Consider the following 24,995-nt stretch of genomic DNA (forward strand, 5'->3'; position numbering starts at 1 on the left):
TCTCTTAGCGCTTCGCCGCTCCCATGATTTCATCGTAAGCCCAATGATCTTCAGGCACGTCATGGAATCGAATCGACGCATTGGCTTTCGTGGCCGTATGCAAAATATTGTTCAGCAGCACGATAGCCTCGGCGCGCGATAATAGTCTGTCCGGACGGAACGTTCCGTCTGGATAACCATTCACGTAACCAGCCTCCACGAAGACTCTCACATAATCCCCCGACCAATGTTTCTCCGTATCTGAGAATGGCGACTTGCCGCCCTTCCCGATATCCAATCCCAAGATTCTGGAGAGCATGACGACGAACTCCGCTCTCGTTAAGCCTTTCTCCCCTTGGAATGTGCCATCCGGATAACCTTGAACGATTCCTGCCGAAGCAAACTTCGCTACCGCGCTTGCGTTCTTCCTGGTTACGTCCCCGAATGTGGAGGCGATCGGCGTTGCCTCAAAGTCGATTAACAGCGCCAGCGCCGTAATTAATTCCTGGCGAGTAATGGCTTCGTTCGGACGGAACGAGGTTCCTTTGCCCGCCATGTAACGAATCTCGGACGCATTCTTCTTCACTTCGTAGTCAGCCGGCTTCGTAGTGTAGCGAACGCTATATACGGTGTCGTCTTTGCTCGTCATGAACTTAATCGTCATGTCGCCCGTTACCCAAATTTCGCCCGTATAGACAGAACTATTCTTCGTAGGTTCCGTGCCGTCAGTCGTGTAGTACACGATGGCATCATCCGGAACGGACAGCTTCACGATGCTATTTACGGCAGCTTGTACAGCTTCTTTGCCGTCAAGCGGGATATCGCGATCGCCTATCGTCATCTTCGGCTCCACGGGAGCAGGTGGCAGCATCGGTACTCCGCCTCCGCCAAAGACGGCTTTGAGAGTCCATTTGCCCGTCGACGTCGCGCTTAATTCCTTGTCATCCGCAAAAGTGATCGCCCTCACCGTTGTCGTGGCCTTAAGCTCCAATGGAACTTCATATACTTTCGTTCCTTCTTTGCCCGGCACCGGTTCGGTTCCGTTGACCGTGTAATAGATAATTCCATCCGGTTCTGTCGTTGTCAGCCCGACAACGAGCGTACCTTCGAACTGTCCATCGGGTTGGTTGAAGGCTGGAGCGGCGGCCGTCTCCTCAAACAGAAGAGCCGTGCGACGAATCAATACTTCGCGTTTTGGTTGTCCCACTGCCGCAACGCTCAAGACAACGTCGCCGCTAGGCGCGGTCACTCTGCCCGCCATAGTTGCTCCGGAAGCCGTAAGACTCGCACCTGTCGCGCTCCAAGGAATATCGGAAATTCGCGTTAGCGAGAACTGGCCGATGGCTCCGTAAATTGTCATTCCGTCTGGCAACGCGATTGCAACCGCGCTTACACGGGAACGAGTACTGTCAGCGAATGCTTGCAACTGCGGATAATAGCCAGCCGCTGCTTTCCAATCAGCGGACGCGAGACCATTAGGCAAAGCATTGGTCGATAGCGCAGCACCGTTCACGCCCAATGCCCCTACCGTGCTTCCACCCGCAACGCGCTTGCCCGTTCCGTCGTAGAATGCGGTGTCCGTCTTCAACATCTGACGGTTGTAGAATCCGTCCTGAATCGTAGCTGCATCTTCTTTCTGACCTGCGATACCTCCAAAGAAGGTCTGGTTGCGAGCAATCTTGCCATTGGTCCCAGCCACGGCTTCCGCCGCGTTTACAACATCTGAGATGCTGCCGCCAACAGCATGTCCGACGATACCGCCGGCTCTTGTCAAGGCACTGCCGGAAGCTGCAACATTACCCGAGAAGAAGGCATTGGAGATGCTTCCTCCGCTGATTCCAGCGATACCTCCGGCAGCAGCCTCACCGGCATCTACCGCCGTTACCTTTGCATAGGAGAATACATTCTCGAGCTGGCCGGATGCAGCATGATCGCCGGCAATACCGCCAGCCGTTACTCCGCTCACGGTTCCCGTCGATGAAGCTACCGCGATGGAACCCTTATTGATTCCCGCGATTCCGCCAACGACTCCCCCGTTAACCGTACCCGAAACGTTAATGTTTTCGATCTCTCCGTCGAGTTCATTGACGCCGGCCACGATGCCGACTGCATCCGTGTTCGCCGAACCGGAAGAGAACTCGGCGTTAACGAATTGCAGGTTGGCAATCCGACCGTAGTTGACTGTCGCGAAGCCCTGCGGACCGCTTTGACCTGCCAAACTCACGCCGGTAATGGTATGTCCGGCTCCATCGAATGTTTCACGGAAATCCTCGAAAGGCGTCCAGATCATTCCCGTCAAATCGATGTCCGCTCCAAGCAGAATATCGGAATCAGGCGTCTCCGTAGCTGCACGGTTGTACAGACGATAGAAGTCCAAGCCCGTCGAATCATTCGCCAGCAGCACTGCCGTGAACAATTGGTAAGGGTTCAGAATGAAATAAGGATCTTCTGAAGCACTCATTAACAATGTCGTATCCGTACGCAATTGCCAATCGCTAAGCCGTAGCTCCGCGAGCTTGTTCTCGTTCGCAAGACCGGACAAGCTGCCGAGGTTGTGCCCGATTGCCGGGATGGCCGCCGCATGGCTCGACTCCTCGATGCTGCCTCCGCGATATTGGTAGCCTAAGAGCGCGCCCCTATAGGCGCTTGCTCCTGCCGCGGCAAGCGAAATCGATTCCGCATGCGCATATACGTTATCGAGTTCCCCGTCGTTATAGCCGGCAAATCCGCCGATATACGCGCGAGTCGCATGATTAACGCCAGTTGCGGAGAGTGTTGTTTGGACGGCATTACCTTTCTCTACCCTTGCCCCGCGCTCAATGGCACCGGCAAACCCGCCTGTACGCGTATCGAAGCCGGTATTGCTTACGTTACCGGAAGCATAAGCTTGTGATACGTCATAACGATTGATTGAACCCGCAAATCCGCCAGCAAGCGCGGTTGTTTTAATGTTGGAAGTTACGCTGCCCGTCGCATAAGCCCATTCTAGCTGCGCTTCAGGCAACGCCGAGTTGTATCCGAGCACGCCCGCGAAACCGCCGACTTGAACAGAATCCTCTTGGTTTGCGCTTGTTACTCCAACGGCCAAATTCGTGCTGACATGACTCATGTCCGTACCGCTTGCTTCGCCTACGAAACCGCCGACATGCGCGGCTGGAAGCTCGGGGAGCCTGGTAACCGGCTTCGAAACTTCGATCCCCGCATCCTGCGCGGAGGTCACGAACGTGTAATGGATAGAGCCGCCAGACGCAAGACCTACTGCTCCGCCAACATAATTAATCGTATTTTCGTTGGCATATGCTCCGCCATGCGTATCCGTAGATACGATAATGCCGTTGCTTATGCCTACAATGCCGCCAAGCGCGGCCAATTTGGCGCCGTTAACCGATACGGTTGCGTCGGTTTCGCTGAAATAAATCGAAGCGCTCGATTTCCCTACGATGCCGCCGATCGCAATCTCGGCTGTAGTGCCACTCCCGCTTGCTTTAATCTCTATAGCAGGAACGACCGCTTCATAGACGCCTACGTAATAAGGCAATTTCGAACCTAGATCAAAGTATAGATCGCGATCGGTTGCCAGCATCTCGCCTGCGATGCCTCCGATTGCAGACTGTCCGCCGCTCGCCGTGAATGCAAAGACTGGCTGTACGCTGGCCTCTCGCAACAGGCTGTCCTGGCCTTCGCCAGTAATGCCGCCGATATTGGCTTGAACGCTTCGAGCCGTCAGGTTGCCTTCAAATGATAGATCAAAAGCCGCAGCATTAGTAATGGAGCCGAAAATTCCGCCGACTGCACCTTCCTCCGCTCCTTCCGGCGTTGTCAAGGATACGCCGTTCGCCTTGAGAGATTCCACGTCGTAATGATCCGCTGCTTGTCCTTCCTTCTTTCCTATTACGGCACCAACCGTGTTTCCGATGACAGGCGCTGCATTCTCGTCTGCCGACAATGCCAGTCGTTTCACCGTGTTGCCGTCATCCGACACTCCTACGATGCCGCCGGCAACAGAATTCGCGCCGATTGACTTAATGCTGCCTTCTTGCAGTCTGAATGTAATATCCGTCAACTCGCCGTCTACGTATTGACCGATAAACCCTCCCGCAATGCCGCCAATGCCGCTAGCCGATATTTCATTTTGAAGTACGATGTCGAAGCCTGCTACATTGCCTGCCGATTGACGGCCGACATGCCCGCCGATCACCGCCCCGTTAGCTGAACTCCGAACCGTTCCCAGCAGAACAAGCTCTGTCCAGTCCGACGGTGTCAGGTCGCTGCCGTTGTCGCCGAATAAGGCGCCGCCTGCGGCTTCCGTTCCGACGGCTTCAATAATCGCACCTGCACGGAAAAGAATGGTGATGTCTTCGATGGAGCCCGTATTGCGTCCTGCCAGGCCGCCAACCGACTGTCCCGTTAATGTCGTCTCTTCCGTTAATTCTACTTTGATGTTGGACAAAGAACCATGGTTGATTGCGGCTACAGTTCCTGTATACCCGTTGCCAATAATCGTGCGAGGCTCAAGGACGACATGATCCAGTACGCCCGACTCGCCGATGACTCCGAACAAGCCGCTCATATCCTGTCCCGGTTCTACGGAAAGCCCGTCGATCAAATGTCCGCCACCGTCGAATGTTCCCTCGAACGGAGTCGTTTCGCTTGCGCCCACGGAAGTCCAGTTCTCCGATTGAATATGAATCGGATTAACAACGCGAATGGTTTTTCCAGCGAAATCCTCGCGCTCTCGTCCCAAAACCGTTCCGTTAACAAGCTGCGCCAAGCCCGCCAGTTCGGCTTCGCTGCGAATCTCGAATGTGATCGCATCCGGATTGCGAGTGTACCAGTTCAGACTGGCGTTTACGCCCGGCGTCGCGCCTCCGCCGCTGTTCGCCTTGCGAATCAGCTCAGGGTACAAGTATCTTGCGTTCACGGAACCATAGCGCCATACCGCAGTCTCCTCGTTGCCCGCTTCGGCGAAAATCCATCCGGATAGTGCCGGGAAGGCCGTACGATCGCGTAGCGTTTCTTCCAGCAACGTGCTTAGACGAGCCGGTACGTTCAGCCAACGAATATTGCCCTCTGCGAAGTCGGGCAAATCTTTGTTAATGCCTGCCGCGTCATCCTTCAAGTAATACGTCTTATAAATCAGGTTCGTGCTGGTATTGTCATATCGTCCCGCGAAACCTCCGCCTTCGGCGCCTGCCGTGGCTTCCACGCTAACCGCGGAATAGCTTTCGGCAATTTCGCCCGCTACGATTCGGCCTGCGAAACCGCCTGCCAAGCTTCCCGTCTTGCTGGCCAGAACCCGCCCTCCGGAATAGGAATGACGGATCGATCCGCCGAGCTGTTCGCCGACAAGCCCTCCTACAAGACTATAGTCGCCGCCGGCGGTCACGTTGGACACGCTGTACGACTTGGCGATGCGGCCTTCATTCACGCCGACAAGACCGCCGACAGCGACCGCCTGGGACGAGGTGCCCGTGGCTTGCGATGTTACATCGATATCGATGTAAGAAGATAAAATTGAACCTTCATTCAAACCTACAAGACCGCCAAGCGTAATATTCTGCCCCTGAACGGAGAGATTTGCGTTGGCATACGTGTAGTACAATGTGCCCGCTTCGATATTGACACCCGTATGACCGCCAACGATGCTGCCATCGCCTCTGGCGAGAAGCACGCTCTTGTCGATAACGCTGTTATTCGCTACCAGGCTGCCGTTCACGCCTACAAGCCCGCCTACGACCGCATTCGGACCGCGGCTATCGATCAGCGGAGAGCTTGCGTTATTGACATTGCCAATCAGCCTCGTATTCTGAATCGTGCTTGGCGTAGATGCCGGATCGGCGCCTGCATCGATCGATCTGGTATCGTTGACGCCTATCGCTCCGCCAAGCACGGCTTCATACGCCGCTGCCAGACCGCGAATGCCCAGCGTCTCCAAATAGCTGTCTTTGATGACGGCCGTACCCGTACCCTCATAGTAACCGGCGATGCCGCCAACTTTGTTCTGCGAACCATTGATGCTGATATTGACGACCGAACCATAGATGGAGTCGATTGCCGTATGGACGCCGTGTCCCGTAACGCCGCCTACGAGCGCGTTGCCGGCATTCGTCGTTGTCGTCACAAACAACTGTTGAAGATTCAGATTGTCCAATCCGCCAATCCCCTCGATGCTGCCGCCTTCCGATTGTCCGGCAATACCGCCCGCGTATATGTCAGGCGCATTGATCGTCAGGGTAACGTAATCGGAATTTTCCGCTTTCGTTACGGGATTGGTAATCGTAGTATCATTGGCTACGCCCGCGATTCCCCCCATGCGAACGTTCGCCGCGTTAGCCGTCAGGAGAGGTGCTTCCAACGATAACGAAGTTGCATTTTCAATAACGGGGTCCGTCGCTGCTTCATCAAGCGGTTCCGAAACGCCGGTAATACCGCCGATGATCGCCCCTTCTGCATTGGCTACCAGTGCCATGTTTACGGAGGTTACGTCCGCAAGAGTCCCATGATGGGAAGCCGCTATACCGCCGCCTCGGTTCGAAGCTCCTTCCAGAGCAATACTGCCGTCGGTTGCCGTAGTATTGACGATCGTACCGTCATTGCGTCCCGCTATTCCGCCAGCCTCAATATCCTCGCCGAGTGCCGTAATTGTCGCACGAAGACCTTCTATCCCCGTAGACTCCACAGTCTGAGCGCCCTCGTTCCAGCCGATAACGCCACCTGCAACAATGTCGTCGCCTGATGCATCGACAGTTATATCCGTCGTTTCCGCAACGACTGACGATGAATCGCTGCGGCCGATCGCGCCGCCGATAACGACATGAGATGACTCTGCCGCTACAGTAAGCGACTCCACCGATACCGGGGACTCGATCGTACCAGCGATAGCCGTATCCGTCAGTTGTCCCGCAATGCCGCCAAGCGTATAGCCGCTGCGTCCCGTCTCATTTAACAATGCCAATCGGGCTGCCGATGAGCCTGTGATCGTCAAGGAATTGGTGTTGACGCCAATGACGCCCCCCGCGATGAATGCAAGCTCGTTGCCTGCGACCGCATCGGCTCCAATAATAACCGTATTGTCGATGCTGGCCGTTCCATCGCCGACAACGGCATTATTCACGAGACCTTGCGCTTGCGCCGCTACGCCGCCTGCAATGCCGCTTGCCGTTAGAAGCGTCATATCCAAATAAGCGATATTCGCTCCGTCCAGTTCGCCGTTCAGGTAACCTGCAACGCCGCCAAGCTTGCCGTCGGAAACGATGGTGGCATATTCCTCTGCGGATTTTCCTGCCGATGCATTCTTAAATAGACCAAAACCGGCGTAACCCGCGATGCCGCCGGAGTAAGTGTATGCTCCGCCGCCTCTTGCATCCAATACACCGTTAAACGATAACGATGTCAGCTCCGCCAAGCTCCCTTCCGGCTTCGCGTAATAGCCGACAATGCCGCCGGTCGCAACATAATCGTTTTCGGTCGAAGTCGTTGCCGTTACTTGGATGTCGCTGCCAAACGTCAAGCCCGCCATGCCGTGATCCGCTGCATCGGCAAGTAGCGTGCCGATGTACCCGCCGGTATGAATCCGGCTATCGCCATTGACGATAATATCGCCGGTACTGCTAACGTTGCCTGCGGCTCCGCCTATGCCGGCGAATGTCCGGTTGCCCGCGATGCCTCCCGTGTATAAGCCCATATTTCCTTCTACCGTGACGGCTCCGCTGTTTCCGTACACGCCAAGCACAACGCTCTCCAGCAGAATCCGGTCTCTCGAGAAGCCGACGAGACCTCCGGTGTAAACTTCGTTTAGAATGCCCTCTGAAACTTTAGGCGTTACGTTAATCGTTCCGCTATTTCTCGCTCCTGTCGTCCACTGCACTTGTTTCTCCGCATGGCCGACAAGTCCTCCCGTATGCACTTCTTCGCTTCCCGTTGCGACTATCGCAACCGAAGACGAGGTATCATTCGTGAAGACAAGCGTCGTATTGAGATATCCCGCGAAACCGCCCGTATATACGTTCGATCCGCCGTTATTCGTCACGCTTCCGCTATTCGCGAAGTTCAACCGGACGGGGTGCTCTCCCGTCTCTCCCAACATCGCTCCGACCAATCCCCCTGCCGCCGACTCGATCGCTTCGGGAGCGTCGATCAGCACGGCGCCATTGTTCGTCGTAGACAAAGAGAATGTAGCGATACCGTCCGTCTTGCCGACGATGCCGCCCGCGTAACTCCAATGTCCGTTCCGTACCGTTACAGCGCCCGTATTCAGAATCGGAGTTTCATCCTGTTCCATTCGCAAGAAACCAGCCGAATGGCCGACGATGCCGCCGGCAGCCATGTCTCCGTCAAGCCCGACCTTCTCAACCGTCACGTTGCTGTTATTCGTAACCCGCAGGACGGTAACCCCCTGCGGGCCGCCGTAACCGATGATCCCGCCTGCAGCCGCGTCTTGGGCGGTTGCTTCAAGCGATCCCGAATAAACGGATCTGGATACCGTGCCTTCCGCATATCCGGCAATGCCGCCAGCATAGACGTCTTTTCCCGAAGCGTTTACCGTGATCGGCACGCCGCTTTTAATGTCGTAGACCGTGCCCAGGCCGACAATCTTGCCCACGACGGATCCGGCATAGACGGCATCTCCGGTAGCCGTTACATCAATCGAGGAACTCGCCCCGTCGATGGAAAAGCCGCCGATTGTTGCGTTTTCCGCGTTGCCAACCAATCCGGCATATGTCACATCGCCGAGAACGTTCATGCCCGAGACGGTGAAGTCTTGTCCAACAGGCGTGAACAATGTACCGCGGAACGGATTGTTCTCCGTGCCGATAGGCACCCAATCATGCGCCGACAAATCGATGTTCGCCGCGATCTGCAGTATTTTCCCTTCAAAGCCGTTAACGCTTCCCGCGTTGACCAGCTTGGCTATGCCTGCCAGCTTCTCCGCGGAGTCAATCGTATACGTGTCATTGCTCGGATACGAATCGTACCAGTCCGTCTGCGCGTAATCCGTCCATTTCGTGCCGCTTGCGCCCGCCGCGAGCATCCATACGCCAAGCATTGCCGCTACCAACGCGCCAACCAAAGACAAGCGGATCGTCGTCTTGCTCTTCCCCTTCATTCATACACCGCCTTAACAGAATAACCTCATGCAAGAACGGCATTGGCAGGGCCCCATCAGGTGCCCTGCCTCCGCCTCTTCTAGTTTTTATCCTTCGTAATTGTCAATGCTGTTCCGTCAGCCATTGCTGGAGACGCGTTGCGATTAACGCAGCTTGCGCGCGACTCAGTACGCCGCCCGTATTGAGATTACCGTTCGAGTCACCGCCGATAATGCCATGCTTGACGGCCAGTGCAACGGATGCTCTTGCCCATTCCGGAACGCTGGATCCGTCTCCGTATCGAGCCAGCAAATTCGCAATCTCCGATTCCTCCAGTCTTCCTTTAGCATCGTATCGCTCTAGCAGTCTTCCGATCATGGCCATGCCTTGCAGGCGGGTCAGCGTCTGAGCAGGCGCATAACTTCCATCTTCCATGCCGGTAACCAAACCTAGCTTGCTTGCGATGCCGACGCTGCGGTTATACCAAGCGTCGGAAGCCACGTCCGGGAATGAAGCGTTCGACCCTTGCGTCATCAAGCCGGCTGCACGAAGCAACATCGTCGGGAACTCGGCGCGGGTTACGCGGCCGTTAGGATCGAATTTGCCTTGGCCTTTGCCCATGACAAGAAGCTTGGAGGCTGCTTCCCCGATTCCCGCTTTGCCCCAGAAATCGTCGGGAACATCGGAGAATCCTGTCGTTCCAGCTAGGAAGTACAGACTTCCCAGTCCTGTCAGCGCGACGTCCGCATATGCCTTGCCGTTAACCATGACAAGCTCCCATGGCACCGGAGTCCAATTGCCATCCGCCGACACGAGCATAACGGAGGTCAATTCTCTCAGGCTAACGCCATTCGGAATTGCGATGCGAGACCAGCCTTGCCCCTCCCAATCGTCATCGTTCACGTTAATCGCAATGCTTACGCCAGCTCCCTTGCCCAGTAGCTTCGCTTGCGCGGAGCTCGCAATTACGCCGGCATCGCGAATGCCTTCAATGCCGTTTGGCGTGATGGCAATATCCAGGTCTCCTTGCACCTTAAGCAACTGTTCCGCGCTAAGCGTCAACTTCGCTCCAGGAAGATCGATAACGACCGACTTTCCAGCCGCTGCGGTTGCTTGGACCACATCGCGTTCGACGCGGATCAAATACCCCGTGGACTTGGCGTTGTCGGAGCCGATACGCAGATCGCCATCGTTATCCTTGACATGCTCGGACTTAATGACCGCCGACAACATATCTCCGATCCACTGCGCTTCAACTTGCGCTTCGTTGATGGACAGGGAACCCGGCTCAACCGATTCTTCGCCGCCCTCTTCGCCTTTTCCAGGACCGATCGGCCCAATTGGGCCACCTGGACCTCCCGGACCGAAACCGCCGCCCGGCGTCCAGACAAGCGCATTAATCGCATTCGAAGAAGAAACGGCTTTTTTATCCAAGGAAGTACGTTTGGCAACGATGATTTTGTCGCCCGACTTCGCTTCGATCGCCCCGCCTTCCGGCAACAGCGTCCAATTCGCGAGATCATCGCCGAATGCGGGTTTGGAAGGCGTCGCGCCGTCCGAGAACAAACGGTAAACCAATTGATAGCCGAGCGTTTCGCCTGCATCCGTCACAACGACTCGAGTACGCCCACTCTGGCCATTAACCAGATTTGCGTAGGCCGAGACGGACTGAAGCGTTGTCGGCTCTACCTCTTGTACCTGAATCGGAAGGTAAGACGTTAATGTTACGTCCTCCGATACGCGGTAGGATACCTCGACTAACGATGCTCCGGTCGAAAGACCAAGCGCGGAGCCATCCTCGTCAAGCAACACGCTCTCTCCCGTCATTAGGCGGTATTCCAGCTTGGACAACTCGCTACCTTTAATCGCGACCGTTTTGAATAGCTGCTTGCCGTCACCCGATTTGCCATCCGGATAACGAAGTCCAGCTTCAATTGCTTTCTCTTGGCCAGGGGCGACTGTCATGCTCCTGAGCACAAGACCGACTGGTACGGCAAAACCATCGTTGGTCACGTTGACGATAGCGCTGTTCTCGTTGCCGGCTCCATCCTTCGCCAATAACGTCAGCGCGATGTTCGGCTCGGACGAATTGACCGGTACGTTGCCGCTGAAGCTGCCATCTTCCGCCGGACGGATCGTTACCCCTCCGACCATCAAGACGGCGTCGTTGCTTGTCCTTCCTGCAACCCTTATCGTTCCGCTCGATGAACGGGCTCCCGTCTGTGGCTCCGTAATGTACAGAACAGGCGCTTCCGTATCCACGGTTACGTACAAGATCGTAATTCGTTTATCTTTGGTAACGGTGTTCCTCGCCATTAACTCTACTGCGTAGATACCATCAGCTTGGAAATGATCGAAACTCAGCGTTCCTCTGCTTCCGCTGCCCGAATTCGTCAGCGCAGCGCTGCCGATCGTTTGCCCGTCGAATTTCGCCTCGATTTCGATGTTCGGCTGGTCGGAAACGATCGTAACGGTCTGTTTCGTCTGATTCGTCAACAGCTCCATCATCGGGCCGAACCCGGTATCGCTCGATAAACGCAGTTTCGGTTCAACTGGCTTAGGCAAAAGTGTCAGCGCGCTTGCCGTTGCCTCCGCGAAATGATAGTTCTCGTTTTTGTCGACCGACTTCGGAGGTTTCGTCGCGGAAGTGACGCCGACCATGTAACGAGTGCCGGTTTTCAGCCCCGTGAATTTGGCTTCTCCGTCCGTTCCGGCGGATACTTCGGTCCAACCGCCGATCATAATGCCTTCATAGCGGCCGGTCGACGCGTTCCAATAAGACGCCAGTTCGCTTTCCGTAAAGAGCAATTCTCCGAAGTTCTCATACGGCGCCGACTTGCCATCCCGCATCGTTTCCGCATGAATGACATAGCTGTGTTCGTAGCCCTCATGTCCTTGCTTCTTCGCCGTAGGCTTGAAGGAAAGGGAGAACATGCCGTTCCCTGCCGGTTCCACGCGTACGTCGCTAACCGCGTTCGGAGCAAGCGGGTCAATAATTTCGAACTTCTGAGCGGAAGTCATCGTATCGAACGTCGCATAGGATTTCAGCTCGGCCCTTAAGTAGTAATCGCCTTGCTGCAATAAACCGCGTATATCCTCCGTATCGCCAAGGAGTTGTACCTTGGTCACGTCAATCGTATGACTGCCTCTGCCGCCGGTTCCAACGGGGAGGTCCTTCGCAATCAAAAGCCCTGGATCTCCAGGCTCCAGAATTTCTGCGGAATCCGCCCCCGGCTCTGACGTAGAGACGGAATCCTTGCTCAAATAAAGACTTACCGTGTCTCCGTCCTTTACGTTGCTCACGTTCCAGGAAGCATTAAACTTGTTGGAGTCGTTAGAATCGATAGCCAGATCTACGCTTGTCAACTCTGGAAGAGTCGGCACGGATAGAAGCTTGCTGTCGACAGGCGTCTCGGAAGTCAGCGTCCAAGTTCCCGTTGCTTTTGCTTGCGGCACGATAACATATAGCTTGCGGGAATCCACCCCGTCGCTTGCCTGTTTGGCAGGAATCCATTGCGTAAAGGCGTTGGCCGACGGATCCGTGTTATCGTTGTCGATGATGATCTGGTAAGGCTTCCCCGTACCGTCCTTAAGCGTCAGCTTCGGAAGCTCTGCCTGATCGTAAGTGATCTCGATCAAAGCGTTGCCGCCTACTTGCGTCATCGGAATCTGATGAGTCCGGCCGCCGTTGGTCGTCGTAATGCCGCCAATGCCGACGTTCATCGTGCCTTGGTCGATCATCGTGACGCCGTTGCCCAGTTCGCGATACACGATCTCTTGATTTTCTTGTTCAGGGGACAACCATGATGTTGCCACGGTCTCAATGCCCTGTCCGATTACCATAAGCTGCGAGCCCTTCTCGGGATCCTCGAGAATCATATGCATGAGTCCATCCGGCAAATCTTCGTTGGACGTACCGAACTCGACTCCGCCGCCCCAATAGTACGTAATGCCGAGGCTGATGAACAAAATGCCCACGCTGCCCCAGATTTTGTCGTTGTTAACGCCAAAGAATACGCTCGATAGCGGCATGCCGCCTACGATTGGAACGCTGCTCGGCACCTGAACCTTCGCGCCGATGAAGCCTTCAAAGTCGATTCTGTTCTTCTCCAGGTTCTGTCCGACGAATATGCCTGCTTTGCCGATAATGACATCCCAGCCCATAACGTCGACCTCGGCTCCGACCCGTACGAACCATGGAGTGACCCACTGGGCTTCAAGCAACGCCTCCGTAATCATCGGCATCAAGTCATCCCCATCTGGATTCGTGGAGAAGTCCAGCTTGCCCACAATCTTGATGCCGGTTCGTTTCAGCGTCAAGTCGATATCGCCAAAATTATATGCTGGAGCGATACCGAATCTCAGGGATACCCCGGCCTCCAGCGTCAGCGGGAACGGATCGTCCTTCGTACCGCCCGCGATCGTGTCGGCCAGCTCTCGAATCGCGCCGCGAATCGCCGTCAGATAAGTGGCGCCCGTAATCAATACGCCTGGTTTTGGAAGTGTCGAGCTGAAGCCGATCACATCCGGCAGAATTCGGCCGTCATCGACCTTCTTCAAGGCAAACTCGACTCCAACCTCCATCATGTTGCTGAGCTCGGCATTGAATTCCAGTCCGTAATAGTTGTTAATGCCCTCTACCTTCTGCTCGTAGTGGGTAATGTCAATCTGACCGCCTACGCCTTCCGCCTTGCTGTCTGGCTTAAGGAGACCCATCTCCTTGTCCAGCTCGAACTTCAAGCTGGCGTCAACGCCGACAAAGCCCTTGCTGTTAAAGATAACGTCCTTGATCTCCGCATCCACGACCTTGAACGAAATGCCCCCGCCGAACGAGATGCCTCCTTCACGCAATATAAAGTCGTTGAATTTAAACGTAAATCCGCCAAGAGACAGAGGCATTACAGTAAACAAGGATTGACGATTGAAGTATACGTCCTCGATCATAACCTGACGCATAGGGTTCAAACGGGAGCCGATTGCGCCTTGCGCCCAAGCGAGAGAACCGTTAAGCGTATCATCCTCCGGATTGTCGTTCTCTTCTTCGTCTCCTTCTTCCTCTTCTTCTTCCTCTTCTTCCTCTTCTTCCTCTTCTTCTTCCTCATCTTCGCCTCGAGGCAAGCTCTTTTGGAAGCCGTTATAGAAGTCTAGCGTCCATTCGCCCCTGTGGAATACGAATCCGCTGCCCGCTACGCTCAATGTACCGTCGCCTTTGGCAAACAGCGTGTCAAGCAGAGGAATGTCCGGATATTTCGCGCCGAACACTTCCAGATTGCCCCTCGCGAATACAAGGTCCTTGCCTTGATAATTGACGGCATCATTGATAATGGCAGGTTCCGTCGAGGTGTCAATGATAACCTGCAGATTCTCGTCCTTGCCGATTTCTCGAACCATGCCCTGAATCGTTACCAACGATTCCAGTTCGTCCCGATCCTCGAAGAATTCTTCCATCTCTTCTTCGGATTCGAATGCCCTGTAATTGTAGAGCGGGAATTCTCCGAATACGTCCCCATTGTTGGTTGCGTCAACGAACAGATCGTCTACTTCATGATCAGGGTCGACCACCCGGCTTTTCAAAGCCATATCGGCCCAAGCCGGCACAAGCGCCAACTTGGCGCCGTACAGATCGGCTCCCGGCTTGAACGGCTTGTGGTACATGATCTCGTTGATTTCCTCGAGTTCCTTTTCGCTCATATTTGAAGATACGAAGGACAAGTCTACCAGATGTTTATAGATGACTAGCAGGTTGGCATTGCGGATACGAGCTTCGTCGTTTTCCGTAACAAGGAAGGTCTGGGATGTGACAATGTCGTATAGCGCAGCTTTCTCCTTTTCTATCTCCGCATCTACGACTTCATTTTCTTCTTCATCTGTGCTTCCATTTCCGCCGGTATCTTCACGGTAATCAATCTCCACTTTGTATTCGCCAATCGGCAATTCCGGTCCGAGATCGGCTTCGATCTCGTTGCCGTTCGCGTCCACCAAGGAGCCGCCGCGGTAAGTAATAATCATATCACCCGTAGACCCATCATCGGTTGGTTGGATGAGCACGGAGCCCTGCACAGGAACCTTGTATCGCGCACCTGTAACAATTTCTTCGAAATACAAGTCGAAGTTGGGATCTGCATCATCGTTCCCAGTCTCATAGGCCTCAACGTTAGACATATTAAGAGTGATATACTTCTCATCCGTCGCGAACGCTTCGTCCGGCGATAAGCCATACACGTACGTCGCGCTTGCTTCCCCAATCGGAGGCAGCAGGATGAAATTGGCTTTGTTGGACTGGTATTGGGCCATGATACCTTCATCTACCGGCTCCGCCACCTCTTTGCCATCCTTATCTTTAACAATCTTAACGGCATCCGGGCGATCAGTAGCCAGTTTTGCCATCGTCTCTTTACTGCTAACCGATAACATATATTGTTTGGTCGTCGGCCAAGGTCTTCCTTTGGCTTGAACCTTGTATGTTACCGTTATCGTGTCCCCTGGCTTGTATTTCGGTATGATGCCCTGCTCCGCCTCTTCGAATGTTGGAGTCTTTTGTCTTGTAATATTTTTTGTTCGCACGTTTTCCAACTGCGCGCTGCCGTCGGGATTTCGTACGATATTGCCAAGCTCGTCAAGCCTTACGAAGCTTAAGCCGCTTTCCAATGTCATATCGATAATCATATTGGTATGTTCCATATTAAACGATGGAAGGTTCTCAATTTCCGCCGTAATGTCGAAGATCCCTTCGTTTGCATAGGCGCTAGCATCATCAAGTGTTGCAATCTGCATTACGGGATCCATGTAACGGATCGAGAAAACCTTATCGGGCGCTATAATCTCTCCAAGACCGTATACGGTCTCGAAGGATTGTGTTTTACCATTAGCGAGAGGCTCAGGCAGCCAGTAGAAAGCTACTGCGGAGTCTGCACTCCCGTAATCGTTGGTATCGCGCGTGAAATCCAGGTTCCGATTAACCTGGTAATCCCACTTGGTGTTCGCCAGTCCGTTCCAATGGCCCACGATCATCTCGTCCACGATGTTGGTCGCGTTCTCGGAGAAGTTATTGAAGCCGTAAGCAATTACATTGGTCGCCAAAGGGTTCGTGTAATCCAGCTTATCTCGCATGACCCAATATGCCGGTATCTTGTTATTGGCGATATCCTCAGTCGGAACGCCGATAGCAGCTGGATCATGCACGAGCCTATGTTCTACAGTTAGCGGCGATTTGTATATGGTTCCATTCTGGAATTCCGGACCATCCTTGCCCGCTACCATTGTGTCAAGCAGGATCCTGGTTCCCACCTCCACTTGGGCGCCGCTGCGGTTCGATACTTCGTAACGCACGTTTACATTGCCCGCGTTTTTGAGATCGGCCGAATTGGAGTATAACATTAGAATTTGTTTGATCTGTACGCCTTTAATGGACCAGATCGTCTCGATCTGCTGCGTGCCGTTCGTATTCGTTACAATTCTCGGCTTCGTCGTTTCAGAGAAGAAATTCACTCCGAATTTATATGGATTACCGAAAATATAATCTGTGCCGTCAATTCGGAACGTCGTGAACGACGTCTCCGGATCGTCTCCGCGGAACAACATATTGACATTATCGTCGTTCTTGCGAATCGGCTGACCGTCTACCGTACGAATGCCGAAGCGGCCTGTGGCGTTGTCCACGGTTATCTTGATATAACCGTTGGACAACTGCGTAGTATTTGGCGCAACTGCCGCCTCGATAGCATACGTGATCGCGCCGCCATGCGTAGTGATGAATAAAACGAATACGAGCGATGCGATCAGAATTTTTTTGACTAACTTCACCTTGGCACCTCCAGCCATTCTTTCTTACTTGACCGAGCTAACGAAGAACGTCGCGAATTCGCGTTCGCGCTCCTGCGTGCGGACGATAATCGTATACCAGCCCGCTTTCGGGAATTCCACCGCGAAGCTTTTGGAAACAAGCTCATCGTAGGTAAGCTTCGTCGCTACCGTCTTCAACTGTCCTTCTCTGTACAGACCGGATTGGTACAGAACATCGAACGTGCCCCATTCGTTGATCATATCGGTTCCGCCTACGTTCATACGGTTGAATCCGCTAATCGTGAACGTCAGTTTGTTGGAATCGAACAACGCTGTCTGACCTAGAGACGATGAGATCAACATGCCGTTAGCAAAAATCAGAAGTCCATCGCCGTTGACGACATACACTTCTTGCGTTACGGAAGAGGAGTTTCCTACTTCGTCGGTAGCCGTATAAGTAATCTCTTTGTGTCCCAGGGTGCTCAGATCCAGCTCTGTGACGGTTACAGTCACATTCGCAGCTTCGGAAACATTGTCGCTGACCGTGTATCCGCCCAGATCAACCTTCGCATCAAAGTTCGCCTTGTTTCTGACGACCCCGGCAAATGGCTGCGACAACGTGATGGACGGCGGCGTATTATCCAATCCTTCAATCTTGACTGCTAATTTGTTTGTCAGTCCAAGAATATCCGTCAATGGCACTACGATTGATCCATTGCCCTCGATTATGCGAGTTAACGTATACTTCCCTTCGTTATCGCTAATCAAGTTCGTATATTCGCCAGCTTCGTTCAATGCTGGCTTAACTCCGCTGAATACAAGATTACCCGGCATGGTCTCGCCGCTAATCGACAACTGGACCTTGCCTTTCGCATAACGTTTGCCACCGATCGTTTTAATCATACTCTCCGGCAAAGGAACTCCATTCACGTCCACGAACGTCGTCTCTACGCTAGCAGGAATCGGCGCGGATTCAACAACGTAATTAATGGTGTCGCTCACTATAGTCGTATTGCCGAAGCTATCGCTAACCGTAAACGAGTAAGTGCCGTTTTTGTTCGTTACAATTGAGGACTGACCGCCGACCACGTTAAAATCCTTTCCTTGCGGATCGCTTTTCTCCACCGTCAGTATCACTCCGGAAGCCAAGCGCACATTTCCGTTTTCCCCCAATATCGTACCGAAGGAGACGTTAGATCCTGCTTGTCCTTCGTAAGTGCGTACAATCCGAACGCTCGGAGCGGTCTTGTCGATATTCGATACCGTCGCTACGGCCATCGCTTCGTTGCCCGCTTCGTCGGCAAACCGGAAAGTAAATGAACCATTATCGGTAAACGTGTAGGTATTGCGTCCATTGTTGTTCAGAACCCGCACGGCTTCATTACTTTCGAGCTTAACAACGGCATTGCCATTCGTAGGCATCACGCTCATGTAATAGATGCTTCCCACAGGAGGCGTATCGTCGATGTTGTCGACGACTACGTAGAGCTTGTCAGTCCGTGAAGTATCGCCAAGATCAGTAAGATCGAAGGCATAATAGCCATTTGCCCTGACCTTGAAAGTATTGCCGCGCTGTTCGACTCCGGATGGCGGATTATCCGCTGCCGGCTTGACTCGAACGCCGAGCGGCGGCGTAATTTGAATGTCCACTCCAGTGGAGGATTTGACCGGCTTGGTGTTGCCAAGCTTCGCAAGCGCGTAAACAGGCTCCCGGTCAGGCAATTCCCCGATGATCAGGTCTTGTAGATCTCCGCTCGGACCGCCATTCTTTCTGAATTTAAGTTGAATTTTCAGAAGTGTCGTATTGTCGGTTGGCAGCTCGACCGATACAAAATTCGTATAAGGCTGCCATCTGGACCAGATTGTCCCACCATCGGCAGAGATCGAGTATTCATATCCGCGTTTATCAGGCGAATCCAGATCTAGCTTTATGATGCCGGTATAACCATCGTTCGAATCTCCGTAGAGATGAATCAGATTAGTCTTTCCACCTGACGGAATCTCGGAGTTATCCATCGCTAACGCGAATAGTCCCGTAGAGGTAATCGTCATATTTCCTGCCGCGTCCGCGGCATATGCGAATAAGCGGAAATTCACGGTTTCGCCCGGTGCGATAAGACCTTCGGCATCAATCTCGACTAGACCCGAAGCTGGCAGGTCCAGCCATGCGCCAGAGAGTGCATCGGGATCGGCGCTTCCCTCTTTAACCCATTGATATTTACGAATGTTGATTGCAGCACGGCCCGCTTCCTCGGCCACGGCAACAGTCACTTCATGCTTCTGCTGCGGATAAGGCACGGCCGTGCGGCTAAATCCAACCGTTGGCGGCTGGTTGTCAAAGTAATAAGCCTTGGCGAACGTATATAGTCGGCTGCCGTCGCCAGGGTCGGCAACGACATGAACGTATACCATGCCGTTCAAAGCCGGATCGATCGGCAAGACGTAACCGTACTCGCCGCCAGCTACCGGCGCAGTTACGGATTCCGAATCGCCTGCTTCTCGGATGATGATTGGTTCTACCGTCGTGTAAGCCCCATCGTTGGTCGGACGGGCAACGCTGGAAGTAACGGCATACTTGACGTTAGCCGGAACAATGCCGCTGAGATAAAATTCCACTAGATGCGTGTTTACGTAATTTGGGTCCGAAGCCGGCAAGAATGCGGATCGGACCGTGGACGTGGAATCAATCGTAATCGACTGATCCAGCGGCACTGTTACTTCGTTGCCCGCTTGGTCGGATGATTTCACGAATAGCGTGTAGTTCCCGTCCTCATAGACTTGGTTCAGCGTTGAAATCGTTGCGATACCGCTGCCGTTCGGCGTTAAAGCCTGCCAGCTTGCGTCGCTTGGTTGCTCGTCTGTTTTGACGAATTGGAAGGCTGCATCCCGAAGTCCGCTATGAGGATCCTCAAGCCGAACGGTGATAACGGCTTCCGCCGTCGAATTGCCGGCAATATCCGTAAACGATACTTCCGGTACGCGATTATCAAGCAAGAATGGCGTCATGCCGTATTGCCAGTTGGAATCGTCTTGCTTGAAATCGTCCAAACTCCAAACATCCAGATCGGCGTAATCGCCGACCGCTGCGAGCGCCTTTGAATCCGCATATATAATTTTGTCCGCTTCGGAACCGTCGCGTTCGTCCTTCCAGGCCTGATATTGATCAGGATGGTCGGCGATATAGGTTTTCATCTTTGCATACTGCGCAAGCTCCCTTGCGGAATCCCACGTCATGTCTGCTGTCCATGCATGCATATACCAGACGCCGCTGTTTTCGGGGAGCAATGCTTCCGACGGCGGAGCAATCATGCTTGTTTTGTTGTTGACGACCGCCAAATTCAAGTCCGCATATTCGCTCGGATACAGATCCTCGCGCGGCTGTTTTCCCGTAAGCGAGAAGCGCTTAAGCGCGGCATACTCGTCGATCCCCTTGTCTCCGAACGGATTGGCTTGGCTTTGGCTCCACACGTAGTAAACCAAACCAACCGACGGCGCTGCTTCCCCCGTCATGTTAGACGGCCTGTATATACCGCGGCTCGGAAGCACAGTAGGCATCTCGATCCCCGGAATAGTCGGCTCGAGAGGAGGCACCTTGATAACGGGATCGTCTGCCGCGATCGTCACCTTGCCGTTCTTCCGGTACGTATCGGCCGTCGCTCCCTCATCCTCGAAGAAGAAACCGATCGTTGGCGACGTGTTATCGATCATCAAGTTCGCCCAATCAATGGTAGAGTCCATATAAGACGTATCGCCGTCGACATGATTTCCTTTGTAATTCGCCGGTTGGAACAGCAGGTTGCCCGCATAATCCTGAACGACCAGCGTATCCGTAGGCTTGTTGTCATGCGCTAGCATAATGACTTTGAGGAGCGGCGTCTCGAGATTAATATCGTCTGTCAACGTCGTGCTGAACAACCAGGTTTTCGTTCCCACGCCTGTTCCAGGACTTTCCTTATAGTAGGCTTTCATGCCGTTATTAAATTGAAGGAACATTCCTGCGGGGTCCCATGAAGAGGTATGGTTGCGCCAAGCGGTAACCTCTTCCGTGAATTGAACTGCGAAGTCGATCGTATCATTGTCGTTGATTGTCACTCCGGTCAGTATCTCAGGTTGAATTCCGTTGCTCGTTTTTGAGTATTTCGGACGAACCGCATCAACAATGACGCGGAATCCGCTGCTGTTAAAGTTAAATGGGTCGTTTAAGTTTTTCCCCCGAAGATGTTGATCGCTAGCGCTATCCGGGCTAATATCCACATATTTAATGATTGCACCGTTACCTGCCGCATCAATGAATTCCGCTTCCTTCAGCTTTTCTCCAAGCGGCATTCCGTTGTTTGCATCGGTTGTACCGCTAATCGCGGGCTCCAGTGGCAAATTGCCGCTGGTATGGTAACGAGTCCCCGTATAGTTGTATGTAATCGATTTATAATATTTTTTCAAACTGTTTTCAGTACTGTCATACTGTTGGTTAATCAGATATTGCTGTTGCCCCTGGGCAGGCAACCCCGTTCCGTCTTCGTTAACGAATAATTCGTGACGCAGGAAAGCGTCCGTATCCGGAGGCAATACATTGCCGGTCTTTGGTACAATACCGTAAGGACGAACAGGCTCGCTAAACTGATAAGTCAAGTTAATGTACTCATTTTCTTTGACATATAGTTCTTGTTGACCTGTATTAGGATTGGTTCTTTGCAATCCGTTTCCACCGAACGTATAGGCGGTTAGAACTGGAGCGACTTCGTCCTTAAAGTGAACATACATTCTGTCAACTCCGACTGGCTTTTCCTGAATGTGGTCTCGCACGCCAGCTACGCGGATCTTAATCACCGAGTCGGCCGTTATGTTGGCTGTCAAGCTGCGAGAACCTACTCCGCCGTGCCATGCTTCCTCTTCCAGCCTCTCCACTTCGATGCCATTGTTCTCGACGATCATGTGCGCGTAGGTCCCTTGGTAGTTATAATTTGGGAAGCCTTCTTCGGACCAAAACAAATTAGCCCAGCCCATCTCAACTTCAGCGTGGCCACTGGCGGCAAGTTGCCTGAGAGTTTCATTCTGTCTTACATTTATTTCTAATTCAATCCAACCACCTTGGCGCATCCTAATGGTGCCACCGCTTAATCCGGCAGTCTCTACAACGTGAGTTCTATAAGAAAACCCCGGAGTATTTGCTGCAAAGTTGGAAAACATGTTGCCCGGGTCTTCAGACTGATTGCCTATCAAGGCATTACCTACCAAAACAGCCACATCCGGGATATTGTCCTTTACCGCAGCACTCACTTGTGAGATAGGCCACAACGACAAGACCAGACTAATCGCCAGCAGGATCGATATTCCTTTCCTGCTCTTCTGCATCAATCTCAACGCCGACATTCCATTTCTCCTTCTTCCATTTCGACAGGATTTGCTAGATCCGGACGAAATTCGATTTTTTTAAAAGTATATCAGTGCGCGTTGAACACATACTGAACAAATGATGGTCATTCAGACCCAATTTACGCATACTCATGGTCTTTTGGACTATTTTTTTTCAAAACTTTAAATAAGTTTTTGTCAAACTGGTATGGTGTGTAAGGAATTTGATAATCAGAGTTGTCTGGTAGAAGGAGCCATAGATGCTGGTTTGTTGAATACGATATACTGAACTCGTGCAATCGTGGTGTTCAGAATATGTTTAACGGCCTCGTGTATGATAGAAGCAGAGAACGTCAAAAAATGTCGATAACGCCAACATTGTAGGGAAATGGCTCGAGGCTTTGGTGTTGAAAGGTGGAATTCAAGATGCTTTTTATTTTATGGAACGCACTCGGCGGCCTACTGTTTATAATGTGCTTATTACTTAGCTTTCGTATGATGAGGGGCTCCAAATACGAGCAAGAAGAGGTTAAACCCCGTCGCAAAGACATCGCCTGACTATTGAACTATTCATTCCAACGTCTAGTTTTCTCCTCGCTTTTCCAACTTCACTCTTACTCTCGCTTTCTAACAAATAGAATAAACTTGCCTTTTCCTCGTTGATTTTTCTCGTGGATCTTTTTTCGTTCTACCGCTGCCGCTTGCAATCCCCTACCTCCGTTCAGTTGTATCCTCCACCCCCAAACCTTTATAGTAAAAGAATCACTATTACAGCTAACAGTTAGGAGATTCACGATATGCCCGAATACAGACCGCAGCCCACGCAACATCTCCAGCCTTCTGGCCCATGGCCGCCGCCGCATCGTCGCAGCACCAGAGGAAAAAGCAGGAGAATTCGCAATTGGCTGGTTCTTCTCTTCCTATTGATGTTTGTTGCCTCCATGCTTGCAGTCCGCACAGACGAACTCGGCAGAATACTGCCGTTTATACAAAAAGACGCACCGCCCGTAACGGGTCTTCATCCCATCGTTTTAGCCAAGAGCAACGAGCTTGTGGAAGAAAGCGCAAAAATCGGCATCGAAATTCTTATTACCGACGACTTCCGCAGCCATGTCGATCAGGATGCATTGTTCGAGCAGGGACGGACGGCCAAAGGTCCCATCGTCACGCATGCGCGGGGAGGAGAATCTTTTCACAACTACGGACTCGCGATCGATTTTGCCCTTAAGACCAAGAAAGGACAGGTCATTTGGGATATGGAATATGACGGCAACAGAAATGGGGAACCAGACTGGCTTGAGGTCGTAAACATAGCAAAGGGGCTGGGGTTCAGCTGGGGCGGCGACTGGAAGGGCTTCAAGGACTATCCTCACCTGCAGATGGATTTCGGTTATTCGATCAGCGAGCTGCAGAGAGGGTATCGTCCGTAAAGCTTATTAATCTCCTAAAGTGCAAGTTCAAAAAGTCCGGTTTTCAGCAAAGTTATAGCCCTCAGCCTCGATTTCGATTACTATAGTAGGAGATTATGTTGGGACGATTCTCCAACTATTTAAAGAGGTGACAGTAATGGCATTAATCGATGTTGTCAAATATGATGGTCCTTCCGATGTTTATGCCTGGAAATTCCCGGATCAAGAGTTGGGAACATGGACCCAATTAATCGTTAATCAATCCCAGGAAGCCATCCTGTTTAAAGGCGGCAAAGCGCTGGACAGCTTCGGACCTGGCCGGCATACGCTTAGCACGGCGAACATTCCTATCCTTAATCATGTCATTAATCTCCCTTTCGGCGGCAAATCTCCTTTTACGGCCGAGGTCTGGTATGTCAACAAAGCCAGCTCGATCGATATTAAGTGGGGAACGAGTACGCCGCTGCAGATTAAAGATCCGAAATACAATATTATTGTTCCGGTGCGCGCATTCGGCCAGTTCGGACTGACCATCGAGGACAGTCGCAAATTTTTGCTCAAGCTGGTGGGCACGATGCGCGAATTTAACAGGGAAGAGTTGAGCCGCCATCTGCGCGGAGTCGTCATGATGAACATTACGGGGATTCTGACGAGTTATTTGATCCAGAAGGGAATCAGCACGCTCGAGATCAACGCGTTCGTACGGGATCTTTCCACGCACGTGGAGCGCGAAATTGCGGTGGAGCTTCAGGATTTCGGCATTAAAGTACATAATTTTTACTTTGAAAATATTAACGTGCCCGAGGACGATCCTTCCATCTCTCAACTGCGCAAGGTGCTGAACAAACGTTTGGAGATGGATGTCGTCGGCTATTCTTATCAGCAAGACCGCTCTCTGAGCATATTGGAAGGAGCCGCGAACAACTCCGGCGGCATGCAGCCGTTATTTATGAGCGCCAGAATAGGAGATTCGCTTGGCAACGCATTTGCCCCCCAAATGACGCAAATGGCAGGAGCCATGGACGTGGCGCCGCCCGGAATATCCTGTTCGGACTGTCACACGATGAATATGCAAGGCGCGATGTTCTGCAGCGGCTGCGGCAAAAGTTTGACAGCCCCTGCGGCGCCGCCCCCTCTCACGGTGCTTCCGCACAATTGCGACAAATGCGGCAAGCCTCTGGTCGCGGGAGCGAAGTTCTGCGCGCATTGCGGCGACCGATACCACGCCTGCCCGTCTTGCGGCGCCGATACGCCGGAAGGCAGCTCCCACTGCAGGGAGTGCGGAACTTCGCTGCCCAAACCTTGCGTGAGCTGCAAAGAGACGATTGACGGCAGCGCGCGCTTTTGCAATCATTGCGGCGCCGGGCAAGCGCAAGGAGGATAAGCC

5 protein-coding genes are annotated in these 24,995 nt (G+C 52.9%); 2 read left to right on the top strand and 3 right to left on the bottom strand.

Annotated features, from left to right (window positions below):
- Positions 1 to 4: 4 nt before the first annotated feature.
- The 3 genes from H7F31_RS28205 to H7F31_RS28215 form a co-directional block, all read right to left on the bottom strand.
- A complete protein-coding gene (locus tag H7F31_RS28205; protein WP_187101507.1) occupies positions 5 to 9,085 on the bottom strand; it encodes an S-layer homology domain-containing protein in 9,081 nt (3,026 codons plus the stop codon).
- Positions 9,086 to 9,188: 103 nt separating this feature from the next.
- On the bottom strand, positions 9,189 to 16,868 hold the full coding sequence (locus tag H7F31_RS28210; protein ID WP_187101508.1) for an S-layer homology domain-containing protein: 7,680 nt from the start codon (positions 16,866 to 16,868) through the stop codon (positions 9,189 to 9,191).
- A gap of 24 nt (positions 16,869 to 16,892) precedes the next feature.
- Positions 16,893 to 22,217 carry a DUF5011/hyalin repeat domain-containing protein gene (locus H7F31_RS28215; RefSeq protein ID WP_187101509.1) on the bottom strand — a complete coding sequence of 1,775 codons (5,325 nt, stop codon included), beginning with the start codon at positions 22,215 to 22,217 and terminating at the stop codon, positions 16,893 to 16,895.
- A 779-nt stretch (positions 22,218 to 22,996) separates the two neighbouring features.
- Here H7F31_RS28215 and H7F31_RS28220 point away from each other — a divergent pair.
- Positions 22,997 to 23,629, top strand: coding sequence for a M15 family metallopeptidase (locus H7F31_RS28220; RefSeq protein WP_397373235.1), 633 nt, complete (start codon positions 22,997 to 22,999; stop codon positions 23,627 to 23,629).
- 136 nt (positions 23,630 to 23,765) lie between these two features.
- Positions 23,766 to 24,992: an SPFH domain-containing protein gene (locus tag H7F31_RS28225; RefSeq protein ID WP_261800161.1), complete on the top strand. Its 1,227-nt coding sequence runs from the start codon at positions 23,766 to 23,768 to the stop codon at positions 24,990 to 24,992.
- The last annotated feature ends 3 nt before the right edge of the window (positions 24,993 to 24,995 follow it).

The sequence above is a fragment of the Paenibacillus sp. PAMC21692 genome, from assembly GCF_014303795.1.
GTDB classification, from domain to species: Bacteria; Bacillota; Bacilli; order Paenibacillales; family Paenibacillaceae; genus Pristimantibacillus; species Pristimantibacillus agaridevorans.

What these genes read in the sequence shown, in the direction of transcription:
- H7F31_RS28205 (WP_187101507.1), bottom strand. Translation starts at nt 9,085, where the DNA reads ATGAAGGGGAAGAGCAAGACGACGATCCGCTTGTCTTTGGTTGGCGCG.
- H7F31_RS28225 (WP_261800161.1), top strand. Translation starts at nt 23,766, where the DNA reads ATGGCATTAATCGATGTTGTCAAATATGATGGTCCTTCCGATGTTTAT.
- H7F31_RS28220 (WP_397373235.1), top strand. Translation starts at nt 22,997, where the DNA reads ATGCCCGAATACAGACCGCAGCCCACGCAACATCTCCAGCCTTCTGGC.
- H7F31_RS28215 (WP_187101509.1), bottom strand. Translation starts at nt 22,217, where the DNA reads ATGTCGGCGTTGAGATTGATGCAGAAGAGCAGGAAAGGAATATCGATC.